Consider the following 12,008-nt stretch of genomic DNA (forward strand, 5'->3'; position numbering starts at 1 on the left):
GCCCGCCCAGCTCGAGCACCACTCCGCCGGACCGGGGCAGCCACTGCTCGACCGCGAGCGCTCCCACGCGGTTGTTGACGACATAGAGACCATTGTCGTTGGAGAAGTAGTCGATCCAGAGCCGGAGCCGCCGGGGGGAGAAGAGCACCTCCTCGCCGGTGACCTCGCCGCGCAAGAACGCCGGGTAGTCCCGCGCGACGGTCTCCGCAAGGGTGTACGCGGGCATCCACGAGGGATCAAGTCGTGTCTGCTCCTCGCTCACAGGGGCGGGGTCGAGCGTCGGGAATGGGCCGAGCGAACGGTACCGAAACGCGGCGCCGCCCGACAGCTCTTCGAGTAGGCCCCGCGCGGTCAGATGCCGAAGCATCCAGTCGAGCGGCACGAGCGCCTGTCCGCCCGCGATCCCGGCGCGCGTCGCGATCTCCGCCGGGGTGCCAGGTTCCCGTATCGCCTGCTCGAGCCTCGTCTCCCGGACTACCCGCAGCACGAGCCGATGGATGAACTCGTCGTACAGAAGATGCAGACGGACGAACGAAGCGTCGAAGAGGGGCAGGAGCTCGGCGGGAAGCAGCCCTCGCAGCAACGCCGCTGCCGCGGGAGCTTCCGCGCGCCCGATCCCGCTGGTCACGCGAAAACCGGGTTCCAGATGTCGAAGAAGTTGAACCACTGGGTGGGGTGCTCGCGGACTACGCCTTCGAGCATCGCGACCCAGGCGCAAGCGGCCTCCACCTCGCCGCCGCGCGGGACGCTGAAGGGCTCGGCCACCTTGACCGTGTAGCGATAGTCGGCGCCGAGAAGGCAGAACGCCGGCATCACCGGCACCCGGACGGCGCTGGCCAGGAGGAACGGCCCGAGCGGGAATGGCGCGGGCTTCCCGAAGAACGGAATCAGCTCATCGCCGCGCGTGCCCAGCGCCCGGTCCCCCTGCACGGCCACCACCTCGCCCCGTCGGAGCGCGGCGACCAGCTCCAGCGAGACGGTCGGCCGGGAGCGGGTGACGAAGCGCACGCCGCCGCCGTCCCGGCGCACCCACTGCTCCAGCTCGCGGGCCTCCTCTTCGGCCACGACGACGTGCGTGGTCCGGGTGGTGCGCCCGGCCAGGAGACGCCCCGCCAGTTCCCAGTTGCCGACATGGGCGCTGGGCGAGATGAACCCTTGCCCCAGCCGCGTCATGAGATCCGCGCCCTCTGCCATGTCGACCTGGGAGACGAGGCGCGCCATGGGCTGCCTGTTCGTGGACACGAGATCGCTGAAGCACATCGCGAAATCAGCGAACGTGGCGACCGTGAGCGCCTCCAGCCGGGATCCCGTCGCGCCCGTCACGCGCGCCAGCGTGTTCCGGATCGCCGCGCGCTCCACCGGCATCCACCACGGGGCGAGGCGGCCCAGCTGCCGCGCGAGGCCGAGCCGCGCGCGGCGCGGGAGCCAGGCGAGACCCGCCGCCACACGATAGAAATTCGCGCGATTGTAGGCGTGCGAGTACCAGCGCGGCCGCCGGACCGGCCGGTTGGAGGTCACAGAGAGTGGCACGCCGGCGCGCCGCGCCTACGCGCTACTGCCAGTGGATCAGCGCCTTGATCTTCGGGAACTCCGGGGACTTGCCCTCGATGTCGACGACCCGCAGGGTCTGGTCCGGAGCCTCGAGCAGCAGGTTGTTGTTGCTGAAGCCCACGAACTTGCCCCACGCCTTCGGCACGGTCACCTCGTACTTGGGGACCGCGGTCTGCGCGTGCGCCGGCTGGGGGCGGAGCGCAGTGATCCACCCCGCCTCGGGGAGCCACGGGCGGGCGGCGATGACGGCCAGTACCACGGCGATCACGGTCAAGACGGCCTTCGTATAACGGTCGGCGATCATGGTTTTCCTCCTGGTCAGCGGTGCAATTCCAAGCCTCTCTACGTCACTCCGCCGTCCACGGCCAGGACCTGGCCCGTGATGTAGCTGGCTTCGTCGGACGCGAGGAACGCCACGGCGCTCGCGACCTCTTCCGGTGTTCCCGCCCGGCCAAACACCGTCAGCTTGATGATGTTCGTAGTGATCTCCGGCGGCAGCCCGTTGGTCAGATCGGTGGGAATGTAACCCGGCGCGACCGCGTTGACGGCGATATTCCTCCCGCCGTATTCCTTCGCCATCGCTTTCGTGAAGCCGATGATCCCGGCCTTTGCGGCGGAGTAATTCGTCTGGCCCGCGCCGCCGATTATTCCCACGACCGAGGTGATGTTGACGATGCGGCCGTATCGCTGCTTCATCATCTGCCGGAGAGCGGCTCGGCTGCAATTGAACACGCTCTTCAGGTTCTGCTGGATGATGCCGTCGAAATCCTCTTCCTTCATCGAGACGAGCAGGCCGTCATGGGTAGTCCCCGCGTTGTTGACGAGGATGTCGAGCCGGCCGTAGGCGTCGATGGCGGCCTTGACGACGCTCTGCGCGGTGGCGAAGTGGCTCACGTCGCCTTGCACGGCTGTGGCTTCGCCGCCGCCGGCCTTGATCCGGGCGACGACGTCGTCTGCCGCGGTGGCGCTCTTGTTGTAGTTCACGGCGATCCGGGCGCCCAGCGATCCGAGCTTGATCGCGCACGCGCGGCCGATGCCGCGTGAGGCGCCGGTCACAAGCGCCACCTTTCCGCTGAGAGGCGTCATGACGGCCTCATGCGCTGGCCGCCTCGGGGCGCCACTCTCCGTGCGTCCGAGCCCCGCGCCTAATTGCCGACCTGGACGGAGGCGCCGAGCTCGCGCAGCATGGCGATGGCCGAGAGGTAGGAAAGCTTGCCGGTGCGCGGGTTTTCCGAGGGCACGTTCTCGATCTCGATGCTGAGGCGCCCGAACTCGCCCTCGACCGTGATGCGGTGCTGGTTGCGCTCTTGTCCGGGGACGGCGAAGATCTTGATGCGGGTCTTTTCGGGCCCGACGCTGGCGAGCGACACGGCGGCGACCACGTTGACGTTGGCGGGGAAGGCCTTGACGGCCTCGGTCGCCGGCCCCTCGAAGATGAGCGTTTCCGTTTTGATCCCGTCGAGGTCGATCTTCTGCTGTTCGATCCACGGCGCGCCGGCGAGGCCGCGCGGCGGCTTGCGCGTCTCCATGGTCACGGAGGTGATGCCGCCCTCGCGGGCACCCTTCATGCCATCGAGGCCGGCAATGGCGCCCGAGGGCACGAGGATGCGGCAGCCGTGCTTCTCGGCCAGTCGCGCCCACTCGTCGAGCACGCCGACGAGCCCGCCCACCGAGAGAACCATGAGGTGCTTGCCCGCGGCCAGCACGGAAGGGCCGAACTCGCGGAGCGCGGCCTGGGTCGCCGCCTCGACGACCAGGTCCGACTCGCGGATCAGCCATTCGAGGCCGAGAGCCCGATGACCCCGCGCCTTGGCCGGGTCGCGGACCGTCACGCCCGCCAGCGCGATGCCGGGTATGCCCTTCGTGATGGCCTGGGCCACATGAGTCCCGATCACTCCCATGCCAACGACGCCGACCTTGATCATGGTGCCCGCGCCTCCTGTCATGCCCGCGTCTCCTGACATTGAGGATAGCAACGGGTCGGGGAGGCGGCAAGGGGCGTGCTAAAATGCCAAGCCAGAGGCGCATGGATGCCCGTGACGAATAGGCTCAAGCAGCCTCTCGATCGGCTCTGCCGCGAGTTCGACTGGACTCTGCGGGTGAAGCAGGACGCGATACAGTTTCCCCTCCGCTACAGCGATCCCGCCGACATCGAGCTGGCCGGGCTCTTCGCCTCGTGCATGGCCTACGGCCGCGTGGACCTCTTCGGACCGTGGGTGGATTGGACGCTCCAGCGCATGGGGGAATCGCCGGCCCGCTTCGTCTTGGACTTCGACCTCCAGAAGCACGGGCAGGTGTTTTCAGGCTTCAGCTACCGGTTCAACCGTGAGCGCGATGTGCTGGCCTTCTGCCTGGCCGCCCAGCGGCTCCTCGTCCGCCATGGCTCGCTCAAGGCCTTTTTCCTGGAGGGCTACTCCCCGGAGCATCCCCACGTGGGCCCGGCCCTCGAGCGCTTCGCGGAAGGTTTTCGCGGGCAGGACCTGTCGACCGTCTTCGCGCGCAACCGGCTCTCCTACGGCTTCAAGCACTGGTTCCCGCTGCCGTCCACCGGCGGGGCGTGTAAGCGCCTGCATCTCTACCTCCGCTGGATGGTCAGGCGCGAGGCGCCCGACTTCGGGATCTGGTCCGGGATCCCGCCGTCTGCGCTCCTGATGCCGGTGGACACGCACATCGAGAACATGGCGCGCTCCATCGGGCTCACGCGCAGGCGTAGCCGCAACTGGCGAATGGTCGAGGAGGTCACGGCGGAGCTCAAGCGTCTCGACCCCGACGACCCGGTCAGGTACGACTTCGCGCTCTGCCACAAGCGCATGTCGGGCCAGTGCCTGAACCGCCGCGACGCGGAGATCTGCGCGCCCTGCGGACTCAAGCCGGTCTGCGTCCACTGGAGGGGGCCCCGGTGATCCCGGAGGTGATGCCGGGATGGACGATTGTCCTTCTGGTAGTGCTCCTGCCCGCCGTCGTCGTGAGCGCCTGGGCGCTCTTCCGTGTCGCCGCGCGGCTAGCGGAGATGGAGGCCCGTCGGGCCCAGCCCGACCAGTCCCTGCTTCTCCTCCAGCGTGAAGTCGAGGCCGCGCGAAGCGAAGGACAGAAGGGGCTCGCCGAGACGGCCGCCTCGGTCCGGAGTGAGCTCGCGCAGTTCTCGGCCCAGATGACCGCGCAGATGGGGCAGGTGGGGGCGAGCGTCCAGCAGCAGCTCCAGCACGTGGGGCGCGTGGTCGGCGACGTCCAGGGCAGCCTCGGCAAGCTCGGCGAGACCAACCAGCGCATCTTCGACGTGGGCAGGAGCATCGCCGGGCTTGAGCAGATCCTCAAGTCTCCCAAGATCCGGGGGGGCCTCGGTGAGACGTTCCTCGAAAATCTTCTCGCCCAGATGTTCCCGCAAGAGCACTACACGCTCCAGTACCAATTCTCCACCGGCGACCGGGTGGATGCCGTCGTCAAGATCGGCGACCGCCTCGTGCCGGTGGACGCCAAGTTCCCATTGGAAAACTTCCAGCGCATGCTCCAGGAAACGGACGAGGCGGAGCGAAGGCAGGCGCGGCGGGCCTTCGTCCGCGACGTCAAGGCGCGCGTGGACGAGATCGCGAAGAAGTACATCCTTCCCGACGAGGGCACCTACGACTTCGCGCTCATGTACATCCCGGCGGAGAACGTTTACTTCGAGGCCATCACCAAGGACGAGTCGCTCGAGGAGGACCCGCCTGCCGTCTATGCCGCGTCCAAGCGTGTCATTCCCGTCTCGCCCAACAGCCTCTACGCCTACCTTCGCGTGATCGTGCTCGGCCTGAGGGGACTCCAGATCGAGCGGAGCGCGCAGGAGATCCAGGAGCGCCTCACGCGACTCGGCGGAGACCTCGACAAATTCCGGGAGGCCTTCGACGTGGTCGGGCGCCACCTGACGAACGCCCGCAACAAGTACGACGAGGCGGGCGCCGCGCTGAACCGCGTCGAGGCCAAGCTCGAGGGAATCGAGAAGCCCGGCGGCCAGGCCGCGCTCCCCGGGGTCGGCGCATGATCCCGATTGTGATACGATGACGCCATGAACCCGATACCCTTCCAGGTTTTCGGAATCAATCTGCTCCTGCGACTCATGCCCGAGCCGCCTGCCGATGTGCGCGTCCACTGTCCCAAGGGCTCGCCCATCCGCTACGGCGAAGTGGTCGGGCGAGGGGACGGCTTCGACGAGGGCGCCAACGCCTTCCGCGAGATGCCGGCGATCAAGAGCGTCGTCGCGTTCGAGGAGAACCCCGAGGAGATCGAGGGGCACTTTTTCTATCTCGCCGGGGAGGAGCACCGCGTGATCCGCCTCGACGCGATCATCCTCTCCTTCCCGCTGGAGTAGCCCCGCCCCGCTGTGAGCCTGCTCTCGCGCGTCATCGAGCGTATCAACGCGGAGGAGGTGGTGGAGCTCACCCGCGCCCTCGTCCGCATCCCGAGCGTCTACCGCCCCGGCGAGCCCGGCGCCAACGAGGCGGAGGTCGCCGCCTTCGTCGAATCCTGGTTCAGGCGCGAGGGTTTGCCCGTCGAGGTTCAGGAGGTGGCGCCGGGCCGCCCGAATATCCTTGCCTGGGTCGGCGAAAAGGGGCCGGGACGGCGCTGCCTTCTTCTCGAGGGCCACACCGACGTCGTCACCGAGGGCGATCCCAAGGACTGGACGCGACCGCCCTTCGCGGCCGAGATGAGCGACGGGCGCATTTACGGGCGAGGCGCCGCCGACATGAAGAGCGGGCTCGCCGCCGCCATGGTCGCGCTCGCGGCCTTCAAGCGCGCGGGCGTCACGCCCGAGGGCAAGCTGGTCGTGGGCGCCCTCGTCGACGAGGAAGACGGCATGATCGGCGTCCGCCATCTGGTCAAGACCGCGGCCGGCCGGGAGCTGGATGCCGCGATCATCTGCGAGCCCGAGGAGAACGAGCTCTGCCTCGAGCAGCGCGGCGTGGTCTGGGCGCGGATCCGCGCCCGCGGCAAGATGGCCCACGGCGCCATGCCCGAGGCGGGGGTCAATCCCCTGACGGCGCTCGGCGCCATCCTGCGCCAGGTGCCCGCGCTCGAGAAGCGGCTGCGCAAGCAGTGTCAGAAGAGCCGCTTTCTCAAGCCACCCACCGTGACGCCCACCATCATCCAGGGCCCGCCGCGCGGCGTGGGGGCGCCCCAGTCCAATGTCATCCCGGCCATCGCCGAAATGACTCTCGACGTGCGTCTGACCCCAGGGATCTCGTCGGAAGGCGTCCAGGCCGAGATCGAGGCCCTCTGCCGGCAGGCCGAGGGCGCCGTACCCGGCGTCAAGCTCGAGTGGGAGGCGGTCAATGCCTTCAGGCTCGCGACCAAGGTGGAGAAGTCGGAGCCGGTGGTCCAGGCCATGATCTATGGCGTCCGGAAGGCGACCGGAGCCGCGCCCCGCTACGGCGGCGTCCCCGGCTCGACGGACGGGACCATATTAAGGATGGAGCTCGGCATCCCCATCGTCACCTGCGGCCCGGGCAGCCGGCTCATCCCCCACCAGGTCGACGAGTATGTCGAAGCGAAGGAAATAGCCGACGCGGCAAGAATTTACGCAGCGGCGGCTCTGAAGTATCTCGAAGCGTAACTCCACCATGGACAGCGCGGATCGCCCGCGTCTCCGGGAGCTCGAAGCCTTTCCCGTCGAACAGGATGGCGAGCGGCTGATCGGGCTCCGCGACCCCTCGGGCTTCACTGAGCAGGTCGCCCTCCTTCCCATTCCCGCGCTCGACATCGTCTCGCTTTTCGACGGGGAACACTCCCTGGCCGAGATCCACCGCGTGGTCTCGGCCCGCCACGGCCAGCAGGCGCCCGGGCTCGAGGAGATCGCAGGCTTCGCGGCGCGGCTCGACGACGCGGGGTTCCTCGACAGCCCGCTCTTTGGCGAACGCCGGCGCAGGATCGAGGAGAGCTGGCTCGCGAGCCCCTCCCGGCCCGCGGCCCACGCGGGCGGCGCGTACGCGGGCGATCCGGACGCGCTCCGCAGCCAGATCGACGGCTTCTTCGTTCATCCCGAGGGACCGGGGCTTCCAGAAGCGCTTGCGGTTACCCAGCGGCTGCGCGGGCTCATCGCCCCACACATCGACTTCCATCGCGGCGGGCCGACCTATGCGTGGGCTTATCGGGCGCTCCTCGAGCGTGCTGACGCCGATCTCTTCGTGATCCTCGGCACCTGCCACGCGGGAATGGCCGATCCTTTCACAGCGACGCTGAAGCCGTACGACACGCCGCTGGGCTCTGCGGACGTGGATCGCGACTTCTTCGAGGCGCTCCAGCGTCGCTACCCCCATGATCTCCTGGCCTCCGAAAGCGCTCACCGCAGCGAGCACTCGATAGAGTTCCAGGCTGTGATGCTGCGGCGGGTGCTAGGAGGGCGGCGGTCCTTCACGATCCTGCCGGTCCTCGCTTCCTTCCTCCACGAGGCTGTGTGGACGGGTGGGACGCCCGAGGCGGGCCCGCGCGTGCCCCGCTTCTTGGACGCCCTCGGCGACAGCATTGCCGGCTCGGACCGGAAGGTCTGCGTCATCGCGGCGGTGGACCTGGCCCACGTCGGTCCGCGTTTCGGCGATGCTGAGCCCAACACGCCCGCCTTCCTGGAGCGCGTGGCGCGCGAGGACCGGAAGATGCTCGAGCCGGTCATCGCCGCGGACCCCGCGGCGTTCTTCGAGTCCGTCGCGGCGGACGGCGACAGCCGCCGGATCTGCGGCCTCTCGCCGATCTACGCCTTCCTCCGCGCGTTGCCGGGCGCGCGCGGTGAGCTGCTGCGCTACAGCCAGTGGCCCGACCAGCAGGGCGCGGTGAGCTTCTGCGCCGCGGCGTTTTCCTGATGGCCTCGAGCGACCCCTCGACCTGGAAGCTGCCGCGGCTTCGGATTGACCGCGACGGCGGATGGCTCCACGAAGGCGAGGAGGTAAGCCACGAGGGTATCCTCGCGAGCCTGCGCCAAGGCCTCCAGGTGGACGTGGCCGGCCACTTCATTCAGATCGGCCCGGTGCGGGTGCCGGTGGAGGTCGAGGCCGCGCCGTTCGCCGTCGTCCGATTCGAGGCGGATGGGGACGGCTTCGCGCTTTGGCTGAATGATGCGAGCCGCGAGGCGCTCGACCCGGCGAGCCTCAGGCTGCGGGAGGGGGATGTGCCCTACTGCCGGGTGAAGAACGGCCGCTTCGAGGCGCGCTTCAGCCGCGCGGCGGCGTGGCAGCTGCTCCAGCACGTGGAGGCGCAGCCTGAAGGCGGGCCGCCGACGCTCGCCGTCGGCGGGCGGCGCTACACCCTCGGCGCCTGACCGCGGACCTCTCTGAGAGTTGCCAGCATCTCGCCGTGGATCTTGCCGTTGGACGCGACGACTGACGGCGAATCGAGGTCCACGGGACCGCCGTCGGGGCTCGTCGCGCGGCCTCCCGCCTCCTCGACCATGAGACAGCCCGCGGCCACGTCCCAGGGGCCGAGCTTGAGCTCCCAGAAGGCGTCGAGGCGGCCGGCGGCGACCAGCGCGAGACTGATGGCGGCCGAGCCGATCTCGCGCACGCTCCGGCAGCGGACCATAAAGGCCGCGTGCTCGGCCAGGTTGTTGTCCCGGATCGTGCGGATGTCGTACGGATACCCGGTGGAGAGAAGGCTCTCATCGAGCGTGGGCGTCTCGGAGACGCGCATGGGCGCTCCGTTGAGGAAGGCGCCCTGTCCGCGCCGCGCGGTGAAGCACTCCTCACGGTTGGGGTCGTACACGACGCCCAGGGCCACGACTCCGTCGATCTCGAGGCCGATGGAGACGGCGAAGAAGGGCATCCCGTGCGTGTAGTTGGTCGTGCCGTCGAGCGGATCGACGATCCAGCGATGGGTCGCCGAGCCCGATTGCCCTCCACCTTCTTCTGCCAAGATGGCGTGGTTCGGGAAGCGCCGCCCGATGCACTCGACGATGAGCGCTTCGGCCTGGCGGTCCATCTCCGTAACGATGTTGCTCGGGCTGCCCTTGTAGTCGATCTGACGGAGGGAGCCCAATCGTCCGAGAAGGAGGCCGCCGGCGCGCCTGGCGGCGTCCACCGCGACCTCGAGGAAGGAGTCGACCATGTCCTTCGAAGCGTAGCACACGCGGGCGAAGCGTAGCACACGCGCGGCTTGACAGCCGTGCGACGCTTCGACGAAAGTTGCTGCGCGATCGGGATCCGGAGCCGACGGGAGGAGAGCGATGCGCATCGTCGTGATGGGAACGGGCGGCACCGGCGGCTACTTCGGGGCGAAGCTCGCGCGGGCGGGGGAGGACGTCACCTTCGTGGCGCGCGGCGCGCACCTGGAGGCCATCCGGGCGCGGGGTCTCCGCGTGAAGTCGGCCATCGACGGCGAGTGGGTGGTCCAGGCACCCGCCGTCGAGCGGCTCGCTGGCCTGCCGCCCGCCGATCTGGTCCTCTTCTGCGTCAAGTCCTTCGACACCGACAGCGCGGGCGAAGCCATCAAACCCGTCGTGGGGCCGGACACCGGAGTGCTGCCGGTCCAGAACGGCGTGGACAACGAGGAGAAGCTTGAGCGCATCCTGGGGCCGGGCCACGTGATGGGAGGAGTCGCCCAGGTGCTGGCGACGATCGAGGCGCCGGGCGTCATCAGCCACAGGTTCCTGGGCCGCATCATCCTCGGCGAGATGGACGGCCGCGAGAGCGACCGCGCGCGGGCATTTTTCCAGGCCTGCGGGCGGGCCGGGATCCAGGCCGAGATTTCCTCCACCATGCTTCGGGCGCTGTGGGAAAAGTATGTGTTGATCGCGGCACAGGCCGGCATGACGGCGCTGACGCGCTCCCCGGCCGGCGTCGTCCGGTCGGTGCCGGAGACCCGGCGGATGTACCACCTCATCCTCGGCGAGATGGTGGCGCTGGGGAACGCTGTAGGGGCAGGTCTTGCCGCTGAGGTGGTGGACAGATGCATGGCGATGCTCGACAATCTCAGCGCCGCCTTCACGTCCTCGCTTCACCACGACCTGGCGCAGGGCAAGCGCCTGGAGCTCGAGGCGCTGCACGGGCACGCCGTGCGGCTCGGGGAGCGCCACGGCATCCCGACGCCGATGCTGTTCGCCGTGTACGCCGCGCTCAAGCCGTACGCCGACGGTCCGCCGCAGGCGGTCAAGGCCTAGCCTCGGTATACTGGGCGGGTGTCTCCCGCCCGCCGCGTCCTCGGATACTTCCGGCCCTACGCCGCCCGCTACGGCGTGGGCGCCGGCTGCCTTGCGCTCGCCACGGGCTTCTCGCTGGGCATCCCGTGGCAGGTCAAGGAGGCGGTGGACGGCCTCCGCGGCGGCGGCGGCGCGCTCGGCTTTCACGCGGGCGTGATCGTTGTCCTGGCCGCCCTGCACGCCCTGGCGAGGCTCGGCTCGCGCTTCACGATGCTGGGTGCCGGGCAGTGGGTCGAGCACGACGTCCGGCGCGACCTCTACGCCCACCTCGAAACGCTCTCCCCCGCCTTCTACCTGACCCACCGCACTGGCGACCTCATGTCGCGGGCGACCAACGACGTCCAGGCGCTGCGCGCGCTCGCGGGCTTCGGCGTCGTGATGCTCGTGGGCACCTCGTTCACGTTCGCGGGCACGCTCGCGGCCATGTGGACGATCGACCCATGGCTCACGCTCTGGGCGCTCGCGCCGTCGCCGCTGCTGGTCCTGCTCGCGCGGCGCTTCAACCACCAGGTGGAGATCGAATCCACGGCGGTGCAGGAGCAGCTGGGCGCGCTCTCCGCCCGGGTGCAGGAGAACCTGACCGGCATGCCCGTCGTGCGCGCCTACACGATGGAGGACAGGGAGATCGACGCCTTCGGCAGGCTCAACGGCGAATACCTCGCGCGGAGCCTCCGGCTCGCTCGCACTCAGGCGGCTTTCTCTCCAATGTTGGGGCTCATCTCGGGCGTAGGTGGGCTCATCGTCCTGTGGGTCGGCGGCAGGGGCGTCATCGAGGGACGCCTGACGCTGGGCGCCTTCGTGGCGTTCACCGGGTACCTCGCGTACCTGGCGTGGCCCACTATCGCCCTCGGCTGGACGCTCGCCAATCTCAAGCGCGGGCTCGCCGCCATGACACGCATCGCCGAGATCCTCGACACTCCCGGCCATGTCGAAGAACCGGAGACGGTTTCGACGGCGCCGGAGGTCCCGGCCCTGACTGGCCCGATCGAGTTCAGGCGGCTGTCCTTCGGCTACGACGGTCGCGGGTGCGCGCTCGACGACGTCAGCTTTACGGTGCCCGAGGGCGCGACCGTCGTCGTCGTGGGGCCGACGGGTAGCGGCAAGTCCACGCTGGGCGCGCTCGTGAGCCGGCTGTACGAGCCGCCGCCCGGGACGGTCTTCGTCGGGGGGCGCGACGTGCGGGAGCTGTCGCGCGAGCGCCTCCGCCGGTCCATAGGCTACGTGCCGCAGGAGGCCTTTCTCTTCTCGCGCTCGATCAGCGACAATGTGGCCTTGGGCGACGAGGCCGCCCCGGAGGCTCGAC

The 12,008-nt window shown here is 69.1% G+C and carries 14 protein-coding genes; 8 read left to right on the forward strand and 6 right to left on the reverse strand.

Translation table 11 applies throughout. The features are described 5' to 3' along the window. The 5 genes from VGV06_11130 to VGV06_11150 all read right to left on the reverse strand — a co-directional run. On the reverse strand, window positions 1-628 hold a 628-nt coding region (locus VGV06_11130; protein ID HEV2055709.1), incomplete at its 3' end, for a hypothetical protein. Next, window positions 625-1,530 carry a lysophospholipid acyltransferase family protein gene (locus VGV06_11135; GenBank protein HEV2055710.1) on the reverse strand — a complete coding sequence of 302 codons (906 nt, stop codon included), beginning with the start codon at window positions 1,528-1,530 and terminating at the stop codon, window positions 625-627. The genes VGV06_11135 and VGV06_11130, both read right to left, overlap by 4 nt. A gap of 22 nt (window positions 1,531-1,552) precedes the next feature. Continuing rightward, a complete protein-coding gene (locus tag VGV06_11140) occupies window positions 1,553-1,855 on the reverse strand; it encodes a hypothetical protein (GenBank protein HEV2055711.1) in 303 nt (100 codons plus the stop codon). A gap of 38 nt (window positions 1,856-1,893) precedes the next feature. Then, entirely contained in the window at window positions 1,894-2,637 is a 744-nt protein-coding gene (fabG, locus tag VGV06_11145) for a 3-oxoacyl-[acyl-carrier-protein] reductase (protein HEV2055712.1), read from the reverse strand. Window positions 2,638-2,696: 59 nt separating this feature from the next. Further along, window positions 2,697-3,497 carry an aspartate dehydrogenase gene (locus tag VGV06_11150; protein HEV2055713.1) on the reverse strand — a complete coding sequence of 267 codons (801 nt, stop codon included), beginning with the start codon at window positions 3,495-3,497 and terminating at the stop codon, window positions 2,697-2,699. Window positions 3,498-3,581: 84 nt separating this feature from the next. Here VGV06_11150 and VGV06_11155 point away from each other — a divergent pair, with 84 nt between their 5' ends. From VGV06_11155 to VGV06_11180, 6 genes are read left to right on the forward strand one after another with little or no spacing between them, the layout of a single operon-like run. Then, complete coding sequence (locus tag VGV06_11155) at window positions 3,582-4,454, forward strand: TIGR02757 family protein (protein HEV2055714.1); 873 nt, start codon at window positions 3,582-3,584, stop codon at window positions 4,452-4,454. Beyond that, a complete protein-coding gene (locus VGV06_11160) occupies window positions 4,451-5,569 on the forward strand; it encodes a DNA recombination protein RmuC (GenBank protein HEV2055715.1) in 1,119 nt (372 codons plus the stop codon). The genes VGV06_11155 and VGV06_11160 overlap by 4 nt, the downstream gene beginning before the upstream one ends. Before the next feature lie 24 nt (window positions 5,570-5,593). Further along, window positions 5,594-5,896: a hypothetical protein gene (locus VGV06_11165; protein HEV2055716.1), complete on the forward strand. Its 303-nt coding sequence runs from the start codon at window positions 5,594-5,596 to the stop codon at window positions 5,894-5,896. A 12-nt stretch (window positions 5,897-5,908) separates the two neighbouring features. Continuing rightward, the gene (locus VGV06_11170) at window positions 5,909-7,138 is read left to right on the forward strand and encodes a M20 family metallopeptidase (GenBank protein ID HEV2055717.1); all 1,230 of its coding nucleotides are present in this window, start codon (window positions 5,909-5,911) and stop codon (window positions 7,136-7,138) included. 7 nt (window positions 7,139-7,145) lie between these two features. After that, window positions 7,146-8,378, forward strand: a complete 1,233-nt coding sequence (gene amrB / locus VGV06_11175; GenBank protein ID HEV2055718.1) for an AmmeMemoRadiSam system protein B — start codon at window positions 7,146-7,148, stop codon at window positions 8,376-8,378. Beyond that, window positions 8,378-8,833 carry a hypothetical protein gene (locus VGV06_11180; GenBank protein ID HEV2055719.1) on the forward strand — a complete coding sequence of 152 codons (456 nt, stop codon included), beginning with the start codon at window positions 8,378-8,380 and terminating at the stop codon, window positions 8,831-8,833. Before amrB ends, VGV06_11180 begins: the two co-directional genes overlap by 1 nt. On the opposite strand, the gene VGV06_11185 is transcribed toward VGV06_11180, so the two are convergent. Continuing rightward, window positions 8,815-9,765: an inositol monophosphatase family protein gene (locus VGV06_11185; protein ID HEV2055720.1), complete on the reverse strand. Its 951-nt coding sequence runs from the start codon at window positions 9,763-9,765 to the stop codon at window positions 8,815-8,817. The two genes, VGV06_11180 and VGV06_11185, sit on opposite strands and share 19 nt — an antisense overlap. Between VGV06_11185 and VGV06_11190 the strand changes: the two genes are divergently transcribed. Next, the gene (locus tag VGV06_11190) at window positions 9,734-10,666 is read left to right on the forward strand and encodes a 2-dehydropantoate 2-reductase (GenBank protein ID HEV2055721.1); all 933 of its coding nucleotides are present in this window, start codon (window positions 9,734-9,736) and stop codon (window positions 10,664-10,666) included. The two genes, VGV06_11185 and VGV06_11190, sit on opposite strands and share 32 nt — an antisense overlap. Window positions 10,667-10,684: 18 nt before the next feature. Beyond that, window positions 10,685-12,008: ABC transporter transmembrane domain-containing protein (locus VGV06_11195; protein HEV2055722.1), on the forward strand; the 1,324-nt coding region annotated here is incomplete at its 3' end.

Source organism: Candidatus Methylomirabilota bacterium, from assembly GCA_035936835.1.
In the GTDB taxonomy this organism is placed as follows: Bacteria; Methylomirabilota; Methylomirabilia; order Rokubacteriales; family CSP1-6; genus AR37.

Coding starts and splice junctions, on each gene's coding strand:
- VGV06_11140 (HEV2055711.1), bottom strand. CDS start 1,855: ATGATCGCCGACCGTTATACGAAGGCCGTCTTGACCGTGATCGCCGTG.
- fabG (HEV2055712.1), bottom strand. CDS start 2,637: ATGACGCCTCTCAGCGGAAAGGTGGCGCTTGTGACCGGCGCCTCACGC.
- VGV06_11150 (HEV2055713.1), bottom strand. CDS start 3,497: ATGACAGGAGGCGCGGGCACCATGATCAAGGTCGGCGTCGTTGGCATG.
- VGV06_11155 (HEV2055714.1), top strand. CDS start 3,582: ATGCCCGTGACGAATAGGCTCAAGCAGCCTCTCGATCGGCTCTGCCGC.
- VGV06_11165 (HEV2055716.1), top strand. CDS start 5,594: ATGAACCCGATACCCTTCCAGGTTTTCGGAATCAATCTGCTCCTGCGA.
- amrB (HEV2055718.1), top strand. CDS start 7,146: ATGGACAGCGCGGATCGCCCGCGTCTCCGGGAGCTCGAAGCCTTTCCC.
- VGV06_11180 (HEV2055719.1), top strand. CDS start 8,378: ATGGCCTCGAGCGACCCCTCGACCTGGAAGCTGCCGCGGCTTCGGATT.
- VGV06_11190 (HEV2055721.1), top strand. CDS start 9,734: ATGCGCATCGTCGTGATGGGAACGGGCGGCACCGGCGGCTACTTCGGG.